Origin of the sequence: Pantoea sp. B65 (assembly GCF_047308185.1) — a bacterium.
Taxonomy (GTDB): Bacteria; Pseudomonadota; Gammaproteobacteria; order Enterobacterales; family Enterobacteriaceae; genus Erwinia.
The window spans coordinates 239224-259259 of record NZ_JAHXPU010000017.1 but is presented as its reverse complement, the minus strand read 5'-3'; the positions used below and the strand labels follow the sequence as shown (position 1 = coordinate 259259).

General features: G+C 54.0%; 21 protein-coding genes. 13 read left to right on the top strand and 8 right to left on the bottom strand.

Annotated features, from left to right (window positions below; translation table 11 throughout):
* The first annotated feature begins 4 nt into the window (after window positions 1-4).
* From cyoB to JWF83_RS08120, 6 genes are all read left to right on the top strand, one after another.
* Complete coding sequence (gene cyoB, locus JWF83_RS08145) at window positions 5-1987, top strand: cytochrome o ubiquinol oxidase subunit I (RefSeq protein WP_413649678.1); 1983 nt, start codon at window positions 5-7, stop codon at window positions 1985-1987.
* Window positions 1987-2601, top strand: coding sequence for a cytochrome o ubiquinol oxidase subunit III (locus tag JWF83_RS08140; protein WP_413649677.1), 615 nt, complete (start codon window positions 1987-1989; stop codon window positions 2599-2601). The genes cyoB and JWF83_RS08140 overlap by 1 nt, the downstream gene beginning before the upstream one ends.
* Window positions 2601-2936: a cytochrome o ubiquinol oxidase subunit IV gene (locus JWF83_RS08135; RefSeq protein ID WP_413649676.1), complete on the top strand. Its 336-nt coding sequence runs from the start codon at window positions 2601-2603 to the stop codon at window positions 2934-2936. Before JWF83_RS08140 ends, JWF83_RS08135 begins: the two co-directional genes overlap by 1 nt.
* A 13-nt stretch (window positions 2937-2949) precedes the next feature.
* Window positions 2950-3837 carry a heme o synthase gene (cyoE, locus tag JWF83_RS08130; protein ID WP_413649757.1) on the top strand — a complete coding sequence of 296 codons (888 nt, stop codon included), beginning with the start codon at window positions 2950-2952 and terminating at the stop codon, window positions 3835-3837.
* A 189-nt stretch (window positions 3838-4026) separates the two neighbouring features.
* Window positions 4027-5391, top strand: coding sequence for an MFS transporter (locus tag JWF83_RS08125; protein ID WP_413649675.1), 1365 nt, complete (start codon window positions 4027-4029; stop codon window positions 5389-5391).
* A 365-nt stretch (window positions 5392-5756) separates the two neighbouring features.
* On the top strand, window positions 5757-7022 hold the full coding sequence (locus JWF83_RS08120) for a hypothetical protein (RefSeq protein ID WP_413649674.1): 1266 nt from the start codon (window positions 5757-5759) through the stop codon (window positions 7020-7022).
* Window positions 7023-7070: 48 nt separating this feature from the next.
* On the opposite strand, the gene JWF83_RS08115 is transcribed toward JWF83_RS08120, so the two are convergent.
* The gene (locus JWF83_RS08115) at window positions 7071-7562 is read right to left on the bottom strand and encodes a YajQ family cyclic di-GMP-binding protein (protein ID WP_413649673.1); all 492 of its coding nucleotides are present in this window, start codon (window positions 7560-7562) and stop codon (window positions 7071-7073) included.
* Between the two features lie 130 nt (window positions 7563-7692).
* Between JWF83_RS08115 and panE the strand changes: the two genes are divergently transcribed.
* Together panE and yajL are read left to right on the top strand one after the other, a co-directional pair.
* A complete protein-coding gene (gene panE / locus JWF83_RS08110) occupies window positions 7693-8613 on the top strand; it encodes a 2-dehydropantoate 2-reductase (protein WP_413649672.1) in 921 nt (306 codons plus the stop codon).
* Complete coding sequence (gene yajL / locus JWF83_RS08105) at window positions 8567-9172, top strand: protein deglycase YajL (RefSeq protein WP_413649671.1); 606 nt, start codon at window positions 8567-8569, stop codon at window positions 9170-9172. Before panE ends, yajL begins: the two co-directional genes overlap by 47 nt.
* Window positions 9173-9307: 135 nt before the next feature.
* Here the strand turns inward: yajL and thiI are convergent, their stop codons facing one another.
* Window positions 9308-10756, bottom strand: a complete 1449-nt coding sequence (thiI, locus tag JWF83_RS08100; protein WP_413649670.1) for a tRNA uracil 4-sulfurtransferase ThiI — start codon at window positions 10754-10756, stop codon at window positions 9308-9310.
* Window positions 10757-10989: 233 nt separating this feature from the next.
* On the opposite strand from thiI, the gene xseB reads away from it, so the two are divergent.
* From xseB to JWF83_RS08080, 4 genes are all read left to right on the top strand, one after another.
* A complete protein-coding gene (xseB, locus tag JWF83_RS08095; RefSeq protein WP_413649669.1) occupies window positions 10990-11232 on the top strand; it encodes an exodeoxyribonuclease VII small subunit in 243 nt (80 codons plus the stop codon).
* Window positions 11232-12131: a (2E,6E)-farnesyl diphosphate synthase gene (gene ispA, locus JWF83_RS08090; RefSeq protein WP_413649668.1), complete on the top strand. Its 900-nt coding sequence runs from the start codon at window positions 11232-11234 to the stop codon at window positions 12129-12131. The genes xseB and ispA overlap by 1 nt, the downstream gene beginning before the upstream one ends.
* Before the next feature lie 19 nt (window positions 12132-12150).
* Entirely contained in the window at window positions 12151-14016 is a 1866-nt protein-coding gene (gene dxs / locus JWF83_RS08085; RefSeq protein ID WP_413649667.1) for a 1-deoxy-D-xylulose-5-phosphate synthase, read from the top strand.
* Window positions 14017-14088: 72 nt separating this feature from the next.
* Entirely contained in the window at window positions 14089-15063 is a 975-nt protein-coding gene (locus tag JWF83_RS08080; RefSeq protein ID WP_413649756.1) for an aldo/keto reductase, read from the top strand.
* Between the two features lie 49 nt (window positions 15064-15112).
* Here the strand turns inward: JWF83_RS08080 and pgpA are convergent, their stop codons facing one another.
* The 6 genes from pgpA to nrdR form a co-directional block, all read right to left on the bottom strand.
* Window positions 15113-15619, bottom strand: a complete 507-nt coding sequence (pgpA, locus tag JWF83_RS08075) for a phosphatidylglycerophosphatase A (protein WP_413649666.1) — start codon at window positions 15617-15619, stop codon at window positions 15113-15115.
* Window positions 15597-16574 carry a thiamine-phosphate kinase gene (gene thiL, locus JWF83_RS08070; protein ID WP_413649665.1) on the bottom strand — a complete coding sequence of 326 codons (978 nt, stop codon included), beginning with the start codon at window positions 16572-16574 and terminating at the stop codon, window positions 15597-15599. Before thiL ends, pgpA begins: the two co-directional genes overlap by 23 nt.
* Before the next feature lie 53 nt (window positions 16575-16627).
* Entirely contained in the window at window positions 16628-17047 is a 420-nt protein-coding gene (nusB, locus tag JWF83_RS08065; protein ID WP_017800916.1) for a transcription antitermination factor NusB, read from the bottom strand.
* A 22-nt stretch (window positions 17048-17069) separates the two neighbouring features.
* Window positions 17070-17540, bottom strand: coding sequence for a 6,7-dimethyl-8-ribityllumazine synthase (ribE, locus tag JWF83_RS08060; protein ID WP_017800915.1), 471 nt, complete (start codon window positions 17538-17540; stop codon window positions 17070-17072).
* An 89-nt stretch (window positions 17541-17629) separates the two neighbouring features.
* A complete protein-coding gene (gene ribD / locus JWF83_RS08055; RefSeq protein ID WP_413649664.1) occupies window positions 17630-18733 on the bottom strand; it encodes a bifunctional diaminohydroxyphosphoribosylaminopyrimidine deaminase/5-amino-6-(5-phosphoribosylamino)uracil reductase RibD in 1104 nt (367 codons plus the stop codon).
* Between the two features lie 3 nt (window positions 18734-18736).
* Window positions 18737-19186: a transcriptional regulator NrdR gene (gene nrdR, locus JWF83_RS08050; RefSeq protein WP_413649663.1), complete on the bottom strand. Its 450-nt coding sequence runs from the start codon at window positions 19184-19186 to the stop codon at window positions 18737-18739.
* A 211-nt stretch (window positions 19187-19397) separates the two neighbouring features.
* On the opposite strand from nrdR, the gene JWF83_RS08045 reads away from it, so the two are divergent.
* On the top strand, window positions 19398-19970 hold the full coding sequence (locus tag JWF83_RS08045; RefSeq protein ID WP_413649662.1) for a DUF3251 domain-containing protein: 573 nt from the start codon (window positions 19398-19400) through the stop codon (window positions 19968-19970).
* Window positions 19971-20036 lie beyond the last annotated feature (66 nt).

The window sequence follows — 20036 nt, the reverse complement described above, 5'->3', positions numbered from 1 at the left end:
AACGATGTTGGGAAAATTAACACTTGACGCAGTACCGTTACACGAACCGATTATCGTGATTACGGTTGCCGCCATCATTCTTGGTGGTCTGGCAGTGGCTGGCGCAATCACTTACTTCGGTAAATGGAAATATCTGTGGACGGAATGGCTGACTTCAATCGACCATAAACGTCTCGGTATCATGTATATCCTGATGGCTTTCGTCATGTTACTGCGCGGCTTTGCCGATGCGGTGATGATGCGTAGCCAGCAGGTGCTGGCTTCGGCTGGCGAGGCTGGCTTCCTGCCGCCTCATCACTACGACCAGATCTTTACCGCCCACGGCGTGATTATGATCTTCTTCGTTGCGATGCCATTTGTGGTCGGCCTGATGAACATCGCTGTTCCTCTGCAGATTGGCGCACGTGACGTGGCTTTCCCGTTCCTGAACAACCTCAGCTTCTGGCTGACGGCGGTAGGCGTGGTGCTGGTTAACCTGTCTCTGGGCGTGGGCGAGTTTGCTCAGACCGGCTGGCTGGCTTATCCACCGCTGTCTGGCGCGGAGTACAGTCCGGGGGTCGGGGTCGATTACTGGATATGGAGTCTGCAGTTATCCGGTATTGGTACGACATTAACCGGGATTAACTTCTTCGTTACCATCATGAAAATGCGTGCCCCAGGCATGACCATGTTCAAGATGCCAGTCTTTACCTGGGCGTCACTCTGTACCAACGTGCTGATTATCGCCGCTTTCCCGGTATTGACCGTGACGCTGGCGTTGCTGACCCTGGATCGCTATCTGGGCTTCCATTTCTTTACCAATGAAATGGGCGGCAACATGATGATGTACGTCAACCTGATTTGGGTTTGGGGTCATCCGGAAGTGTATATCCTGGTTCTGCCTGTGTTCGGTGTGTTCTCCGAAGTGGTGGCGACCTTCTCGAAAAAACGTCTGTTTGGTTACACCTCGCTGGTATGGGCAACGGTGGTCATTACTATCCTGTCCTTTATCGTATGGCTGCACCACTTCTTCACCATGGGCGCCGGCGCGAACGTTAACGCCTTCTTCGGTATTATGACGATGATTATCGCCATTCCGACCGGGGTTAAAATCTTTAACTGGCTGTTTACCATGTACCAGGGCCGCATTGTGATGAACTCTGCGATGCTGTGGACGGTTGGCTTCCTGGTCACCTTCTCTGTCGGTGGTATGACCGGCGTGTTGCTGGCGGTTCCGGGTGCTGACTTTGTTCTGCATAACAGCCTGTTCCTGATTGCACACTTCCATAACGTTATTATCGGCGGCGTGGTGTTCGGTATTTTCGCCGGTGTGACTTACTGGTTCCCGAAAGCATTCGGTTTCACCCTGAACGAAACCTGGGGTATTCGCGCATTCTGGTTCTGGATTATCGGCTTCTTCGTTGCCTTTATGCCGCTGTATGCGCTGGGCTTTATGGGGATGACCCGTCGTCTGAGTCAGGATATCGATCCTAAGTTCCACACCATGCTGGTTATTGCAGCTTGTGGTGCGGCGCTGATCGCCCTGGGCGTGGTTTGTCAGGTAATTCAGTTCTGGGTTTCTGTACGTGACCGTGAACTGAACCGTGATGTGACCGGTGACCCATGGGGTGGTCGTACCCTGGAGTGGTCAACGTCTTCTCCACCGCCATTCTATAACTTTGCGGTGATTCCGGAAGTTCACGAACGTGATGCCTTCTGGGAAATCAAAGAGAAAGGTGAAACTTACAAAAAGCCAGCTCATTATGAAGAAATTCATATGCCGAAGAATAGCGGCGCGGGTGTTGTCATTAGCTTCTTCCTGTTGATCTTTGGTTTTGCTGCAATCTGGCATATCTGGTGGCTGGTTGGTCTGTCATTTATCGGCGCCATCGCCAGCTGGGTGATCAAGAGCTTCGATGAAGATGTTGATTACTATGTACCGGTTGCGGAAGTCGAGAAAATCGAGAATCAGCACTTTGACGAAATTACCAAAGCAGGCCTGAAATAATGTCAACTGAAACTCTGAGTAAGTCACACGAAGCCCATGCAGAGCATGGGCATCACGATGCGGGAGCCAATAAAGTCTTTGGTTTCTGGATCTATCTGATGAGCGACTGCATTATCTTCGCAACCCTGTTTGCGACCTATGCAGTTATGGTTAACAACACCGCAGGCGGTCCGGCAGGTAAAGATATTTTTGAACTGCCTTTCGTACTGGTTGAAACCGCGCTGCTGTTACTCAGCTCCATTACCTATGGCTTTGCCGTTATCGGGATGGGCAAAGGCAGCAAATCGGTAGTTAACGGCTGGCTGGCGCTGACCTTCCTGTTCGGCCTCGGCTTTATCGCGATGGAGATTTACGAATTCCATCACCTGATTGCCGAAGGTTTTGGTCCGCAGCGCAGTGGCTTCCTGTCTGGCTTCTTTACGCTGGTCGGTACCCACGGTCTGCATGTGACCTCCGGCCTGATCTGGATGCTGGTACTGATGTATCAGATCTCCCGTCGCGGCCTGACCAGTACCAACCGTACCCGTATTATGTGCCTGAGCATGTTCTGGCACTTCCTTGACGTGGTATGGATCTGCGTATTTACCATTGTTTATCTGATGGGAGCCATGTAATGAGTCATTCTGTTAACCAACATGGTCATGATGCCGCTCACGGTAGCCTGAAGTCTTATATGATCGGCTTTGTGCTGTCGATCATTCTGACTGCTATCCCGTTCTGGATGGTCATGGACGGTGCCGCCTCTCATAGCACCATCCTCGCGGTGGTTCTGGTTTGTGCCGTGGTACAGGTCATAGTGCATCTGGGCTACTTCCTGCACCTGAACACCAAAACCGAAGATGGATGGAATATGATTGCCTTTGTGTTTGCGGCACTCATTATCCTGATCGTTGTTGTTGGCTCGATATGGATCATGTGGAACCTCAACTACAACATGATGGCCCACTAAAGAGTCGCCTGTGATGATTAAGCAATACCTGCAAGTAACGAAACCAGGAATTATTTTCGGAAATTTAATTTCTGTCATCGGGGGATTCCTGCTGGCCTCTAAAGGCAGCATCGATTATTCCCTGTTTCTCACCACCCTGGTCGGTGTTTCGCTGGTGGTCGCATCGGGTTGTGTTTTTAACAACTACATCGACCGCGACATCGACCAAAAAATGGAGAGGACGAAGAATCGGGTGCTGGTTAAGGGCCTTATCTCTCCGACAGTAAGCCTGGTGTATGCAACCGTTCTGGGTATTGCTGGCTTTGCATTGCTGTACCTTGGCGCTAACCCGCTGGCTATGTGGCTGGCGGTGATGGGCTTCGTGATTTACGTCGGCGTATACAGTCTGTATATGAAGCGTAACTCGGTGTATGGCACGCTGATTGGCAGCCTCTCCGGCGCGGCGCCGCCGGTGATTGGCTACTGCGCGGTGAGCAATGAGTTTGATGCCGGCGCCCTGATCCTGCTGGCAATCTTTAGCCTGTGGCAGATGCCGCACTCCTATGCGATTGCCATCTTCCGCTTTAAAGATTACCAGGCGGCGAATATTCCGGTTCTGCCGGTAGTGAAAGGCATCTCGGTGGCCAAAAACCATATCACGGTGTATATCATCGCGTTTATGGTGGCGACACTGATGCTGACGCTGAGCGGATACGCTGGCTACAAATATCTGGTGGTTGCCGCAGCGGTCAGCGTGTGGTGGCTAGGAATGGCGTTAAGAGGTTACAAGACCTCAAACGATGGTGTTTGGGCGCGTAAACTGTTTATCTTCTCAATTGTCGCCATCACCTCCCTGAGCGTGATGATGTCAGTAGACTTTATGGCCCCGGCCTCGAAGGATTTACTGACTTACGTCTGGTAACCACCAACAACATCACCAGGGGCGCGCATACCCAGAGTAGAGCGCGCCCTTTCTTTTTGTTACCACTGCTTAAAAACTAATGTTTTACCCGCCCTGCCCAGGCCCTTAAAATACCCGCTGCAGATTAAGAACCTATTCCATCAGGCTATTTAACCATGCCTGATGGAATAGACTCTCACTGAGGTTGTAATGAACGACAATAAAATGACTCCGGTTGAGCTGCGCGCGACCTGGGGTTTAGGGACGGTCTTTTCCCTGCGGATGCTGGGAATGTTTATGGTGTTACCGGTTCTGACCACCTATGGCATGGCGTTGCAGGGGGCAAGCGAAGCACTCATTGGCTTCGCCATCGGCATTTACGGCCTGGCGCAGGCGGTGTTTCAGATCCCTTTCGGCCTGCTCTCCGACCGTATTGGCCGTAAACCGCTGATTGTCGGTGGTCTGTTAGTGTTTGTGCTCGGCAGCGTGATTGCCGCCTGCACCACCTCTATCTGGGGGGTGATCCTTGGTCGCGCCTTGCAGGGTTCCGGCGCCATTGCGGCGGCGGTGATGGCGCTGCTTTCCGATTTAACCCGCGAGCAGAATCGTACCAAGGCCATGGCGTTTATCGGCATCAGTTTTGGTGTTACTTTTGCCATCGCCATGGTGATAGGGCCGATTGTTACCCATGCCTTCGGTCTGCATGCTCTGTTCTGGATGATTGCACTGCTGGCAACGCTGGGTATTGTCATCACCCTGCTGGTGGTGCCCACCTCACCGCACCATGTATTAAATCGCGAATCAGGGATGGTTAAAGCCAGTATTCGCGAAGTACTGGCCAATTCACGCCTGTTAAAACTTAACTTCGGTATTCTTTGCCTGCATATCCTGCTGATGTCGAGCTTTGTCGCCCTGCCCGGCCAGTTTGAACAGGCCGGTTTCCCGGCGGAACAACACTGGAAAGTCTATCTGGTGACGATGCTGGTCGCCTTTGCCGGCGTGGTGCCGTTTATTATTTACGCTGAAGTAAAGCGCCGGATGAAGCGGGTATTTATTGGCTGCGTGGCGCTAATTCTGATCGCCGAGATCGTGATGTGGGGCGCCGGCGGGCACTTCTGGACCCTGGTATTTGGCCTGCAACTGTTCTTCCTCGCCTTTAATCTGATGGAAGCGATTCTGCCGTCACTGATCAGTAAAGAGTCGCCGCCGGGCTATAAAGGCACCGCCATGGGGGTTTACTCCACCAGCCAGTTTATTGGCGTGGCGATTGGCGGCAGTGTTGGCGGCTGGGTTTATGGCAACGTCGATGCGCAAAGCGTATTTCTGCTCGGCGCCGTGCTGGCAGCCGTATGGTTATTTGTCAGCTTTAGCATGCAGGAACCGCCATACGTCAGCAGTCTGCGAATCACCCTACAGGATGCTCAGGGCAGTTTTGACAAGGTGGAGCAGCGTCTGAAGGCCCAGCCAGGGGTCAGCGCGGTGTTTATCGTGCCGGAAGAGAAAAGTGCCTACGTGAAGATCGACAGCAAGGTGACCAGCCGCGTGGAGCTTGAGGCGCTGGTGGCTTCGGCGTAATAAGGTGTGAAAGGTAATGGGTTTGCAATAATAAGTTGAATTGAATGCTGTAAATAATCCGCTGCAACTGCCTCTGAATGAAAAGTGACCGCTCAGGCGGTCACCTGACCCGACAATAAAATAGCGCATTTCATTCCCCCGACCAGATCGCTGATACCCGCGCTGCGTTTCGTCTGCTTACGGCTAATAACTGCTGCCGTTAACTTTCCTGCCATTCTGCCTGATAACAATTTAATTTTGAGATCATCGCTTTATTGTAGTGACGCTACAGCTGGTCACGCAAAATCACCTGATAACAACATTAAGATCCGAACATAATTTTATTAATAACCAAGCCAACACCAGTGAAAATACAGGAGTTTGAATTGTACAGTAATATTAACCGGCAGATGACAACTTACGTGCCGCCTGCCCCGCCCGTTCTCCCCGCGCAGTCACAAATATCTGCGATATCCACAGATACCCGCGCAATCAGCAATACCCAGAAAACGCCCACCTCTTTATTATCCCCGCCACCACCTATATATTCCCGATCAAATTCGGAGTGCGTACGGGGGATTTCGGAGCAAAAGCTGGCTCAGCAGCCGCGCCCGGCGTCCGTGCCGTTAGTTAAGCAGAAAGAGCCGGAGATTGTTGATGCCAGACCTTTTCCTGCCGTTGCCGGCTTTTCGACTGGCCCATCGACTACTGGAAAACAAAAAATTATCCCGCAGTCGCGAATCTCGTATGCTAACGCTATGACAAAGCAGCCGTGGCAGCAGTTAAGCCAAAACCAGCAACCGGCATTAAACGCGCCAGAACATCGGCCGTCAGCTTTGTCGCAACGAAAAAGGATGTCTGAGGCTATTAAGGCAAACCAGGCCGCTTCGCTTCCATACCCTGACAGCATAGCCTTAAGCAAACTCAGCGCGGGTGAAGCGGGTACAATGGATATTAACCAGCTGAATATCACCAGTGCACTGATTAAACACCCGAACTTTTATTCACTGAATTTTAGCAAGCTGAATAATCACCATACCAGCGAAAAAATAGATAACTACACCGCAAATAAACATATTGTGGTTATTACCGGCAACTCGGGGATGTCATACAATAAAAACAGCGTCGGTAATCAGCTTTCCGATATGGAAAAAGTCAAAAACGAACTGCGGCAGATTTATGACCATGCGATAGAAAAATCAGCTCAGGGTAGTAAGGACAAGATACTTATCGCATGCGGTGGCACCGTGGACGGTGGAATTTGCAATCTGGCGGCGGAGATTGCCGCAGAAAAAAATCTGACCATATTTGGTATCACCTCATCGCAAGCCGTCGACTATCAATGCCTGTCGGATCGGTACCACAAAGTCTTTGTCATCAAAAACGAGACATGGGAAGTCCCCGGTCAGGATGGCATTTCGCTTTTCGCCAGAATGGCGGCAAACAAAGCAGAACTCAACAGAACAGGTGAAATGCATGCCATAGAAGGTGGAGAAATCACCGTCAGGGAGTTGAAGGATGCCGGTAAATTGGGGGTGAAGCCTGTACTGCATCTGGGGTTCGCTGCGGATCCTGCGCAGATCAGCAAACGCCAGCATACGCCGGGCTTTGATCCGACTCCGGTATCAACCTGGGCGAAGACCCTTAAATAACCCACTAATGCTGGCGGCATCCGCTGATACCGCCGGCATAACATAAAATTAATCTCGGAAATTTTTAAACTGGAACGGCTGCCCCAAATCGCCACCCCGCACTAACGCCATCGCACTCTGCAAATCGTCGCGTGACTTACCGGTCACCCGCACTTCATCGCCCTGAATCTGCGACTGGACTTTGATTTTGCTGTCTTTAATCAGCTTAACAAGCTTCTTCGCCATCTCAGTCTCGATGCCCTGCTTCATTTTGGCTTCGACACTCCAGCTTTTACCGCTATGCTCAATCTGTTCTGCTACTTCCAGTGACGCACCTTCAATGCCGCGCTTCAGCAGCTTCTCGCGTAAAATATCCACCAGCTGTTTAACCTGGAAATCCGATTCACTGATGACCTTGATTGATTCGTTTTTCTCATTCAGCTCAAAGCTGGCGGTGACATTACGAAAATCGAAGCGGGTAGACAGCTCACGGTTGGCATTTTCCACCGCATTGCGTACTTCTTGCATGTCGATTTCAGAAACGATATCGAAAGATGGCATGATTTCTTCTCCAGATTCTAAAGTGACATGCATAATACTCGCTTGTAACGGTCAAATAAAACCGCCAAAGCTATAATTAAGCCTGTGCTGCTAACTGGCACAGCGATAAACCCGCATGCGGGGAGGAACAATGAAAATTACCGTTCTGGGTTGCGGTGCGTTGGGGCAGATTTGGTTGTCTGCTCTCGATCAACAGGGACACGATGTGCAGGGATGGTTGCGCGTACCACAGCCCTACTGCTCTGTGAACGTGATCGGTCTCGACGGCAAGGTGATTAACCAAACCTATATTGCCAACGATCCGCTGTTTCTGGCCGAAACCGAACTGCTGCTGGTAACGCTAAAAGCCTGGCAGGTATCGGAAGCGGTGCGAAATTTGCAAACGCTGCTGCCGAAAAGCTGCCCGATATTGCTGCTGCATAACGGCATGGGCACCATAGACGAACTGAGAAATCTGCCGCAGCCGATTCTGCAGGGCGTCACCACCCATGCGGCGACGCGGGATGGCACGGTAATTATCCATGTCGCCAATGGCGTTACCCATATTGGCCCCGGTACGCCGGAGAGCGCCAGGCTGAGCGAGCTGGCCGACATCCTGCACCATGCCCTGCCGGATGTCGCCTGGCATAATCATATGGCGTCGACCAGCTGGCAAAAGCTGGCGGTCAACTGTGTTATCAATCCGTTAAGCGTGCTCTATGACTGTCGCAACGGCGAGCTGCTACCGTATCGCGATGAGATCGCCCGCTTGTGTGACGAGATTGCCACGGTGATGGAGCGTGAAGGACAGCATACTTCGCGCGACAGCCTGATGGATTATGTGCTGGCGATTATCGACAGTACCGCCGGCAATACGTCGTCGATGCTGCAGGATATTCGCGCTCAGCGCCGCACTGAAATTGAATATATCACCGGTTACCTGCTGCGCCGGGCACGGGCACAGGGTATTGCCACGCCGGAAAACAGTCGTCTGTATGAATTGGTTAAGCGAAAGGAGCAAGATTATGAGCGCGAGCGCATCGGTGCTGGTTTGCCTGGCACATGGAACTGAGGAGACGGAAGCGGTCACCACCATTGATTTACTGGTGCGAGCCGGTCTGAAGGTGACCACCGCCAGCGTGGAGAGTAATGGCGAGCGCGAAATTATCTGTTCGCGCGGCGTACGCCTGCTGGCCGATGCGCCGCTGGTCGCAGTGGCGGATAATGATTTTGCCGCCATCGTGCTGCCGGGCGGGCTAAAGGGCGCGGAGACGTTTCGCGACAGTCCGTTGTTGGTTGAAAGCGTGCGTCAGTTCCATCTCTCCGGACGCATCGTCGCCGCCATCTGTGCTGCTGCCGGTACGGTACTGGTACCGCACGACCTGTTCCCGGTCGGCAATATGACCGGTTACCCGGGCCTGAAAGAGACAATTCCGCCGGGCAAATGGATGGATAAACGGGTGGTATGGGATCCGCGCGTCAACCTGCTGACCAGTCAGGGGCCGGGCACCGCCATCGATTTTGCTCTGAAGCTGATCGATCTGATCGTCGGTAAAGAGAAAGCCCATCAGGTGGCATCACAACTGGTGCTGGCGGCGGGGATTTTTGATTATCGCGAGTGGGTGGAATAACGTATCTGACGCACGTTATTGTTGCCGCCTGGTCGGTCACGGCCTGCGCGCCGCCACCGCCGCGTACGGCGGGTACGTGGCGATGGCGAGCGCAGCCCGGGGCCGCAATGGCAAATAAACCCGCGCGGAGCGATGTTACGGGCGGTAAACCTTCACATTGGTATAACCCTGCTCATGCAGATACAACGCCTGCAAGCGGCTCATCACCCCACGGTCGCAGTACAGCAACCAGGTTTTACTCTGATCAAGGTCGCCAAACTGGCTGCTGAGTTTATAGAACGGCAGCGACTGCACGTCCATCCCGTCAATCTTCAGCGGTTTGTCGTCCTGCTCATCAATAGAACGAATATCCAGCACCACATCGTTACCGGTGAAAGAGTCAACGGTTTCGACTTCAACCACCTCTTGCTGGGTTTTCTCGGCGATTTCGCGGATATCGACATTGGTCGCTTCCGACACCACGCGGTCAAGAATAGCGAAATCAAAATTCTGCTCTTCAGCTTCGATTCTGGCTTTCACTGCTTTTACCGTCGGGCTTTTTGAAATCACGCCGCAATACTCCGGCATGGTGCGGGCAAAATCTTCGGTACCAATCTCACGCGCCAGGCGAATAATGTGCTCTTTATCGTGCGAAATCAGCGGGCGCAGCACCAGAGTGTCGCTGACATTATCAATCAGGCGCAAATTGGTCAGCGTCTGGCTGGAAACCTGCCCCAGCGCCTCACCGGTGACCAGCGCCTGCACATCATAGCGCTCGGCAATACGCGAAGCGGCACGCACCATCATACGCTTCAGCACCACCCCCATCTGCCCGTCATCGACCTTTTCGAGGATCTCGCCAACCACCGGTTCAAAATTAATGGCGACAAAACGCACCCGGTGCGAACTGCCAAAGCGGTTCCACAGATAATGCGCTACCTGGCGCACGCCGATTTCATGCGCGGCGCCACCGAGATTAAAGAAGCAGTAGTGCACGCGGCAGCCGCGACGCATCAGCATATAGCTGGAAACGCCGGAATCGAAACCACCGGAGATCAGCGACAGCACATCTTCCTGCGTCCCGATCGGGAAACCGCCAATACCTTCAAAGCGGCCGGTCACCAGGATCAGACGATCATTTTCAATCTCGAGATTAACCGTCACTTCAGGCTGATTCAGCTTTACCTGCGCGCTGGCAACGTGCTGGTTAAGCCCGCCACCGACATAGCGCTCTACATCCTGTGAGCTAAACTCATGCTGACCGCGACGTTTAACGCGCACACAGAAGGTTTTGCCGACAATGCGCTCACGGTTCAGCGCCAGCGTCTGTTCAAAAATATCGTGAACATCCTTCCAGGCGCGGTCTTCTACCGCCAGGATATGGTGAATACCCGGAATACGCGTCAACAAATCCACCAGAGTGGCACGCAGATTTTCGTTTTTGGAGCGCACTTCAATATGATCCCAGTGGCGCACGACGGCCAGTGAATCATCATGGTGCTTAAGAACGTTACGAATATTCCCCGTGAGAATTTTGATAAAGCGCAAACGCACAGATTGGCTTTTAATCGTGATTTCAGGGAACAATTTAATGATAAACTTCATGGCGGCACAGGTTCGTTGGACAATTAAGTGCTAAAAATCGCAACACTTAGCTGTTAAAATCAATGTATTGCAAAGTGGCCTGAGCCCCTTGCATCCGAGGCGCAAAAGTATATCACCTTTGACTGGCGACTGCTTCAGCAACCGCCGCCCATATCATTATTTTGCTAATTAATTCCAGTCGGCTACCATATCCGATTGCATGATGATGAAAAACCACTGAGCAGATACGTATTATGCCGAAAAAATCCGAACAGCCCGCCAGCTTTGAAACCTCACTGCAGCAGCTTGAACAGATAGTCACGCGTCTGGAAAGTGGCGATCTGCCGCTGGAAGAGGCGCTAACTGAATTCGAGCGTGGCGTACAGCTGGCGCGTGCGGGCCAGCAGAAGTTACAGCAGGCGGAACAGCGCGTGCAGATTTTACTGAGTGACGACAAAGACGCCGAACTGACCCCTTTCACACCGGATAGTGAATAATGGATTTCGCCAGGTTACTCAACACGTATCACGATCGCGTGAATAGCGCGCTGACCCGATTATTAGCCCCACTCCCTTTTCAGAGTTCTCCTCTGGTTAATGCTATGGAATATGGCGCATTATTAGGGGGCAAAAGATTACGCCCGTTTCTGGTTTACGCCACCGGCGAAATGTTAAAAGCCGATGCGGCCAGCCTTGATGCTCCGGCAGCGGCGGTAGAATGTATTCACGCATATTCTCTGATTCACGACGATCTGCCAGCCATGGATGACGACAACCTGCGTCGTGGCCAGCCAACCTGCCATATCAAATTCGGTGAAGACACAGCAATCCTCGCGGGAGACGCCCTGCAGACGCTGGCATTTTCGATCCTGGCTGATGAGCCGATGCCGGGCGTAAATGCGACCGATCGTATTGCGATGATTTCCGAACTGGCGCGGGCCAGCGGCGTGGCGGGAATGTGCGGTGGTCAGGCGCTCGACCTGGCAGCAGAAGGGAAACAGATTGATTTAACGGCGCTGGAACAGATCCATCGCCATAAAACCGGTGCGCTGATCCGCGCCGCGGTGCGTTTAGGTGCGCTGACGGCTGGCGAACGCGGACGTAATGCCCTGCCAGCACTCGATCGCTACGCCAGTGCGGTAGGTTTAGCTTTCCAGGTACAGGACGATATTCTGGATGTCGTCGGTGATACCGCGGTGCTGGGGAAACGACAGGGCGCCGACCAGGATTTAGGTAAAAGCACCTATCCAGCGTTAATGGGGCTGGAAAATGCCCGTGCAAAAGCCTGGGATCTGTATCAGGAATCCCTCAGTGCTTTGGACACGCTTGCTGCGCAATCTTTCAATACAACGTCATTACAGGCGCTGGCAAGCTTTATAATTGAACGCGATAAATAACTTCCACGATGAGTCTCTGATGAGCTTTGATATTGCAAAATACCCAACATTAGCCCTGGCAAGCTCGGTGCAAGAGTTACGCTTATTACCGAAAGAGAGCCTGCCTAAGCTGTGTGATGAGCTGCGGCAATATTTGCTCGACAGCGTAAGCCGCTCCAGCGGACATTTTGCTTCCGGGCTTGGCGTGGTAGAGCTAACGGTCGCCTTACACTATGTCTATAACACGCCTTTCGATCACCTGGTGTGGGACGTGGGTCACCAGGCTTATCCGCACAAAATTCTCACCGGGCGCCGTGACCGTATCGGCACTATCCGGCAGAAAAATGGTTTGCATCCTTTCCCGTGGCGCGATGAGAGCGAATTCGACGTACTGAATGTCGGTCACTCTTCAACATCGATCAGTGCCGGACTGGGGATGGCGGTGGCTGCCGAAAAAGAGGGCAAAGGCCGCCGTACCGCTTGTGTGATCGGCGATGGCGCGATTACCGCCGGTATGGCGTTTGAGGCCATGAACCACGCGGGCGATATCAAATCTGATCTGCTGGTGGTGCTGAACGACAACGAAATGTCGATTTCGGAAAACGTCGGCGCTCTGAATAACCGTCTGGCGCAGATTCTCTCCGGTAAAACCTATGCGCGCCTGCGCGAAGGCGGCAAAAAAGTGCTGACCGGACTGCCGCCGATTAAGGAGCTGGTAAAACGCACCGAAGAGCACCTGAAAGGTATGGTAGTGCCGGGCACCTTGTTTGAAGAGCTCGGCTTTAACTATATCGGCCCGGTGGATGGCCATGATGTGCTGGCGCTGGTACAGACGCTGAAGAATATGCGTAACCTGAAAGGGCCGCAGTTCCTGCATGTAATGACCAAAAAAGGCAAAGGATACGCGCCTGCCGAGAAAGATCCGATTAGCTGGCATGCGGTACCGAAATTCGATCCGGCCAGCGGTCTGTTGCCAAAAAGCGCGGAAGGTCTGCCCAGTTACTCGAAAATTTTCGGCAACTGGCTGAGTGAAACCGCCGCCGATGACAGCAAATTAATGGCGGTCACGCCGGCAATGCGTGAAGGTTCCGGCATGGTGGCATTTTCCCGCGACTATCCGGCGCAATATTTTGATGTGGCGATTGCCGAACAGCATGCAGTTACCTTTGCCGCCGGTCTGGCGATTGGCGGCTATAAGCCGGTGGTGGCCATCTATTCCACCTTCCTGCAACGCGCCTACGATCAGCTGATCCATGATGTGGCGATTCAGAAGCTGCCGGTGCTGTTTGCCATCGACCGCGGCGGCATTGTCGGCGCCGACGGACAGACCCATCAGGGCGCGTTTGATATCGCTTATCTGCGCTGCATTCCGGGGATGGTGATCATGACGCCAAGTGATGAAAACGAATGTCGCCAGATGCTGTACACCGGCTATCACTACGCTGATGGCCCAAGTGCGGTACGTTACCCGCGCGGCAACGGTACCGGCGCGCAGCTGGAACCACTGGCGGCGCTGCCGTTAGGGAAAGGGGTGAAAAAACGTGCCGGTGAAAAGCTGGCGATTCTGAACTTCGGCACCCTGCTGCCGGAAGCCGCCGCCGCCGCCGAAGCGCTTAACGCCACGCTGGTCGATATGCGTTTTGTTAAGCCGCTCGACGAAGCGCTGATCCTCGAACTGGCTGCCAGTCACGACTCGCTGATTACCCTCGAAGAAGGTGCCATCAAGGGCGGTGCCGGTAGCGGCGTCAATGAACTGTTAATGGCCAAACGCCGCCCGGTGCCGGTGCTGAATATTGGTCTGCCTGACTTGTTTATTCCTCAGGGTACCCAGGACGAAATTCGTCATGATTTTCAGCTGGATGCTGAGGGTATTCGCCAGCAAATCGAGCGCTGGCTGGCGCTGTAGGGGGGCCATTTATGGCTCCTGTGCCTATAATTGCACTGGCGGCGACCAAACTCCGCCCCTACAGGAGCCATGATGAAAACGATCCAGTTAGGCAGTACTGACCTGCAGGTTTCCCGCCTCTGCTTAGGTTGCATGACCTTTGGCGAACCCGATCGCGGGAATCATGCCTGGACACTGCCGGAACAGAGCAGCAAGCCGCTGATTAAGCAGGCACTGGACGCCGGCATCAACTTCTTCGATACCGCTAACAGCTACTCCGATGGCAGCAGCGAAGAAATTGTTGGCCGGGCGTTACGCGCATATGCGCGGCGCGACGACATTGTCGTCGCGACTAAAGTCTTTTTCCCACTGAGTAATCTGGCCGGCGGCCTGTCGCGTAAAAATATTCTGCAATCGATTGATGACAGCCTGACACGGCTGGGGATGGATTACGTCGATCTGCTGCAGATCCACCGCTGGGATTATCACACCCCGCTGGAGGAGACGCTGGAAGCACTGCATGATGTGGTGCAATCCGGTAAGGCGCGTTATATCGGCGCCTCTTCAATGTATGCCTGGCAGTTCGCTAAAGCGCTGTACACCGCCGACCGCTATGGCTGGACGCGGTTTGTCAGTATGCAGGATCAGTACAATCTGATTCAGCGTGAAGAGGAGCGCGAGATGCATCCCTTGTGCCTGGCCGAACAGATTGCGGTATTGCCGTGGAGTCCGCTGGCGCGCGGGCGGCTGACCCGGCCATGGGGCGAAACCACCGCGCGTTCGGTATCCGATGAGTTTGGCAAATCGCTTTACAGTCAGAGTGCAGAGAATGATGCGGCTATTGCCGCACGGGTAGCGGCGATTGCCGGCGATAAAGGCGTCAGCCGCGCGCAAGTGGCGCTGGCGTGGATGTTAACTAAACCGGCGGTTACCGCACCGATTATTGGCGCTTCGCGCGCCGAACAACTGGACGATCTGCTGCAAGCGGTGGATGTTGAACTGAGCAGCGAGGAGATCGCCGAACTGGAAACGGCGTATCAGCCGCACCATGTGGTGGGATTTACCTGAGCGCGCTGGTGTCCGGTACCGGGGGCGGCATCTATCTATGCCGCCCGTATTACAACGGCCAGTGATGTCCCAGATAATAGAGGATCGCCGCAGAGATAATCCCGGCGATAATATCGTCGACCATAATCCCCATGCCGCCATGCACATTGCGGTCAAACCAGCGAATCGGCCATGGCTTCCACATATCAAGGATGCGGAAAATGACAAAACCGGCGGCCACCCACTGCCACTCTTTTACCGGCAGCGCCATCAGCGTGATCCACATACCGATAAACTCATCCCAGACGATGCTGCCATGATCGTGCACGCCCATATCTTTAGCGGTACGGTGACAGAGATAGACGCCCAACGAGATGCCCAGCATGACCAATAGCGAGTAGATTTGCAGCGGTAAAAAGGTCATTAGCCACCAGAACGGGATCGCCGCCAGCGACCCCATGGTGCCCGGAACCCAGGGGAACAACCCGCTACCAAATCCGGTCGCCAGCAGATGCCAGGGATTGCTCATCTTCAGGCGACTTTTGGCTACATCTTTATCGCGCGTCAAAATGGTCAAATCCTTTTACATTGAACTCCACCACCTTACCCTGCTCCAGCAGCGTCAACCCTTCCGCGGCGGGGGCCATCTGGCCAATACAGGTGTAAGGCACGCCAAGGTTACCGAGCGCCACATCCAGTGCGCCACGGTTGATTTCCGGCACGGTAAAGCACAGCTCATAATCTTCGCCACCGGCTAATGCCCAGCGCAGCGCCTGTGGCCGATCGAAATGTTCCACTAAGGTGGTCGAAAGCGGCAGCGCCTCAAGATTAATTCGCGCGCCGCAGTCGCTGGCCTTCAGCACATGGCCAAGATCGGCGATCAGACCGTCGGAAATATCGATAGCCGAACTGGCTAAATCACGCAACGCCTGACCTTGCAGAATGCGCGGCATTGGCCGTAAATGGCGCTTAATCAGCGCTTCGCAGGCTGCCGGATCGGCAATACGGATATGGTGCTGAAGTAATGCCAGCCCCGCAGCGCTGTCGCCAAGGCTGCCGGTCACGAAAATCCAGTCGCCCGGTCGTGCGCCGGAACGTTTCAGCGCGCGTCCAACCGGCACCAGACCATGGATACCCAGCGTCAGACTGCGCGGGCCGCGCGTGGTATCACCGCCGATCAGCTGCATATCGTAGTAATCCAGCAGATCAAACAGGCTGTCGCTAAAGGCCTTTAGCCAGCCTTCATCGATGGCCGGCAAGGTAATCGCCAGCGTCAGCCAGGCCGGATCCGCGCCCATTGCCGCCAGATCGCTGAGATTAACCGCCAGCGCTTTGTAGCCTAAATCGGCAGGATGGATATCACGTAAGAAGTGGATGCCTTCAACCAGCGTGTCGGTACTTATTGCCAGGGTCTGTTTTTCCGGCACATTAAGTAACGCGCAGTCGTCGCCAATGCCTTTTTCCACATCGCGACGAGAGCTTGTCACACGGTTAAAATAACGCGCGATAAGTTCGAATTCGCCACATGCCATAAATGCGTTCCGCTCAGACTTAAAGAAAAGGCCGGAGAACCGGCCTGAGGTGATTACTTTTTGTTGGGGCGAATATAGGGACCGGCTTTATCCAGCACGCCGTTGACGAATTTGTGGCTGTCATCAGCACCAAATACTTTCGCCAGCTCGATACCTTCATTGATGGCCACTTTATACGGCACATCCGCACGCTTGCTCAGTTCAAACAGCGAAATACGCAGGATGGCGCGTTCTATCTGACCCAGCTCTTCCAGCTGACGTGACAGATAAGGCTTCATCAGACCGTCGAGGTATGCGCTATTGGTCGCAACGCCGCCCACTAACTCACGGAAATAGTTGATATCAACGTCTTTGACGTCTTGTTCCGCCAGAAACTGGTATTCGACATCAGCGATGTCGTTTTTCGACAGTTGCCAGGAGTAAATCGCCTGGACAGCGCACTCACGGGCACGACGACGTGCAGCAGGTTTCACAAAATTCCCCTTACAAAAAAAATCAGGCTTTGATGGCTTTCAATACATTAATCATTTCGAGTGCAGTCAGCGCCGCTTCGGCGCCTTTGTTACCCGCTTTGGTGCCCGCACGCTCAATGGCCTGCTCGATGTTTTCGGTAGTCAGAACACCGAAGGCCACCGGGATGTCGCTGTTCATTGCAACATTCGCCAGACCAGAGCTGGCTTCACCAGCAACATATTCGAAGTGCGCAGTGCCGCCACGGATCACCGTACCAAGTGCGATTACCGTGTCGTGTTTACCGGCTTTCGCCAGTGCACGCGCGGTAAGAGGTAACTCATAAGCACCCGGAACCCAGACAACGGTGATGTTTTCATCTTTCACCTGGCCGATACGTTTCAGCGCGTCAATGGCGCCGCTGAGCAGGCTTTCGTTGATGAAGTTGTTAAAACGCGCAATAACAATCGCAACGCGCGCATCAGGAGTGGCAACTGCAGCTTCAATAATCTTCATATTCGTCCTTTCAGGGTTCTGTTTGGCCCCGCAGGGGGGCGGATTCTATCATACTCTTTGTCGGTCTGCTTCCGCTTTTCCGCAGACCACTAACGCGGGCTCAGTGTCAGACGCAAGTCTGCGCCAACCTGACGCACATCGCTAAAAGAAAACTCTGGTGCATCAGCCAGTTGCGTTAAGCCAGGCAACTGGCACAGACCACGGGCGCTATCGCCCAATAATTTTGGCGCCAGATAGACAATCACCTCGTCGACCACACCTGCCGTCAGCAGTGCGCCCGCCAGGCTGGCGCCGGCCTCCACCCACAGGGTATTGACTTGCTGCTTGCCCAACAACATCAGTAACGACACCAGGTCCACGCGCTGATTCAGCGCTGGCACCTTCAGTTGTTCAACACCCTGCGGCCAGTACTGTGTATCGGGTTGCAGCCGCGCCAGCAGCGTATTCCCCGGCTGGCTAATCAGGCGATGCTGTGGCGTCACGCGGTTTTGACTGTCGATAATTACCCGCAGCGGCTGACGTAAATCCGCAGCGGCATAAGCCTTTTGCGTCACGCTATCCAGTTCCTGCCAGCGTACCGTCAGTGAAGGATCATCTGCCAGTACCGTCGCGCTGCTGCTGAGTATCGCCGAACTTTGCGCACGCAGGCGCTGTACGTCCCGGCGCGCTTCCACTGAGGTAATCCACTGGCTTTCACCGCTGGCCATGGCGGTGCGGCCATCCAGCGAAGCGCCCAGTTTCAGCTGTACCCAGGGAAAACCGCTGCGCATACGTTTTAAAAAGCCGCGGTTGATGGCTTCGGCTTCATCCATCATCAGGCCATGACTGACCTCAATACCGGCCTGCTGCAAACGGTACAGGCCCCGTCCTGCCACTTGCGGATTGGGATCCTGCATCGCGGCGACTACCCGCCGCACGCCGGCATTAATCAGCGCATCACAACAGGGCGGCGTGCGGCCAAAATGGCTGCATGGCTCCAGCGTCACATAGGCGGTCGCCCCTTTGGCCAGATCGCCGGCCATCCGCAGCGCATGCACTTCCGCATGGGGTTCACCGGCACGCTGATGCCAGCCTTCACCAACAATATGACCATCGCGCACAATCACGCAGCCGACGTTTGGATTAGGCGTTGTGGTAAATCTGCCCCGGCGCGCCAGTTCCAGCGCACGCGCCATATAGAATTCATCACGCATGATCTAATCCTGTAGCCGGGCGATCTCTTCGCCAAATTCCCGAACATCTTCGAAACTGCGATACACCGAGGCAAAGCGGATATAAGCGACTTTATCCAGCTTCTTCAGCTCGTCCATCACCAGGTTGCCGATCATTTTACTCGGCACTTCGCGTTCGCCGGTGGCGCGTAACTGAGTTTTAATATGGCTGATAGCATTTTCCACATCATCGGAGTTCACCGGACGTTTCTCCAGCGCCTTCATCAGGCCGCTGGTGAGCTTATCTTCATTAAACGGTTCACGAATATCATTGCTTTTTACCACCCGCGGCATCACCAGCTCTGCCACTTCAAAAGTGGTAAAACGCTCATGACAAACCAGACACTGGCGACGACGGCGCACTGAAGCGCCCTCACCGACCAGACGGGAGTCAATCACTTTGGTATCCACTGCAGAACAGAATGGGCAATGCATGACGCTTCCTGATATTAGCCAAATTGGTCAACAGTGTAGCGCGAAGTGTCGGTTAACAAAATAACCGCCTGTGGCATTCCGGCTGTTTCGCGCCAGTTTGCAACAAATACCAATTACGCGGAACGCTTCAAAGGGTTAGCGATAAAATCCGCTATGCTTAAGCGCAGAAGGTCGTCACACTGTTTGCATCTCAGTGCAGGGAGCTAAAAGCATGAAAAAAACCACCACTTTAACCCTCAGCATGCTGACATCGCTGTTACTGCTGACGGGTTGCGCCACGCCACAGCCATCGGCGGTAAATAAGTTACATAACGAAGTCGGCAAACTAAATCAGCAGATGCGCCAGCTGACCGATCAGGCGACAGTGCTGGAACAACAAAGTCAGCTTAATAGCGGTTCCGCACAGGGGGCCTGGCTGCTGCCTGGCGCCAATACGGCGGTGTTACTGCAAAGCAATGCCGGTGAGCTGCGCTTATCATTAAGCCATGTAGAAGCCGAAGCCAGTGGCACCCGGGCCTTACTGCATATTCGTGCCGCCGGGGAACAACCGCTGGTGCCGCTGACGGCAAAAATTGAGTGGGGAGAACTGGACCCGACCACCGGTAAACCGCTCAGCGCGGACAGCCAGTCGCAGGAGATCACCCTGCCCGCATCGCTGTTGCCAAAAGCCGAAGCCACCGTGCCTCTGCGTTTAAGCGGCATTCAGCCGGAACAACTGGGCTATGTTCGGGTGCATGATGTTGTGCCGCAAGTCGCAGTCGGCCCGCAGGCGGCGCAACCATAAAAAAACCGCCTGCAACAGGCGGTTTCAGATCACAGCAGAGGGCGGCATCAACGCCGCCCCAGGGAT

What these genes read in the sequence shown, in the direction of transcription:
- xseB (WP_413649669.1), top strand. Translation starts at nt 10,990, where the DNA reads ATGCCGAAAAAATCCGAACAGCCCGCCAGCTTTGAAACCTCACTGCAG.
- cyoE (WP_413649757.1), top strand. Translation starts at nt 2,950, where the DNA reads ATGATTAAGCAATACCTGCAAGTAACGAAACCAGGAATTATTTTCGGA.
- ribD (WP_413649664.1), bottom strand. Translation starts at nt 18,733, where the DNA reads ATGCGTGATGAATTCTATATGGCGCGTGCGCTGGAACTGGCGCGCCGG.
- cyoB (WP_413649678.1), top strand. Translation starts at nt 5, where the DNA reads ATGTTGGGAAAATTAACACTTGACGCAGTACCGTTACACGAACCGATT.
- nrdR (WP_413649663.1), bottom strand. Translation starts at nt 19,186, where the DNA reads ATGCATTGCCCATTCTGTTCTGCAGTGGATACCAAAGTGATTGACTCC.
- JWF83_RS08135 (WP_413649676.1), top strand. Translation starts at nt 2,601, where the DNA reads ATGAGTCATTCTGTTAACCAACATGGTCATGATGCCGCTCACGGTAGC.
- JWF83_RS08140 (WP_413649677.1), top strand. Translation starts at nt 1,987, where the DNA reads ATGTCAACTGAAACTCTGAGTAAGTCACACGAAGCCCATGCAGAGCAT.
- panE (WP_413649672.1), top strand. Translation starts at nt 7,693, where the DNA reads ATGAAAATTACCGTTCTGGGTTGCGGTGCGTTGGGGCAGATTTGGTTG.
- yajL (WP_413649671.1), top strand. Translation starts at nt 8,567, where the DNA reads ATGAGCGCGAGCGCATCGGTGCTGGTTTGCCTGGCACATGGAACTGAG.
- JWF83_RS08115 (WP_413649673.1), bottom strand. Translation starts at nt 7,562, where the DNA reads ATGCCATCTTTCGATATCGTTTCTGAAATCGACATGCAAGAAGTACGC.
- ribE (WP_017800915.1), bottom strand. Translation starts at nt 17,540, where the DNA reads ATGAAGATTATTGAAGCTGCAGTTGCCACTCCTGATGCGCGCGTTGCG.
- ispA (WP_413649668.1), top strand. Translation starts at nt 11,232, where the DNA reads ATGGATTTCGCCAGGTTACTCAACACGTATCACGATCGCGTGAATAGC.
- dxs (WP_413649667.1), top strand. Translation starts at nt 12,151, where the DNA reads ATGAGCTTTGATATTGCAAAATACCCAACATTAGCCCTGGCAAGCTCG.
- thiL (WP_413649665.1), bottom strand. Translation starts at nt 16,574, where the DNA reads ATGGCATGTGGCGAATTCGAACTTATCGCGCGTTATTTTAACCGTGTG.
- thiI (WP_413649670.1), bottom strand. Translation starts at nt 10,756, where the DNA reads ATGAAGTTTATCATTAAATTGTTCCCTGAAATCACGATTAAAAGCCAA.
- JWF83_RS08080 (WP_413649756.1), top strand. Translation starts at nt 14,089, where the DNA reads ATGAAAACGATCCAGTTAGGCAGTACTGACCTGCAGGTTTCCCGCCTC.
- JWF83_RS08125 (WP_413649675.1), top strand. Translation starts at nt 4,027, where the DNA reads ATGAACGACAATAAAATGACTCCGGTTGAGCTGCGCGCGACCTGGGGT.
- JWF83_RS08045 (WP_413649662.1), top strand. Translation starts at nt 19,398, where the DNA reads ATGAAAAAAACCACCACTTTAACCCTCAGCATGCTGACATCGCTGTTA.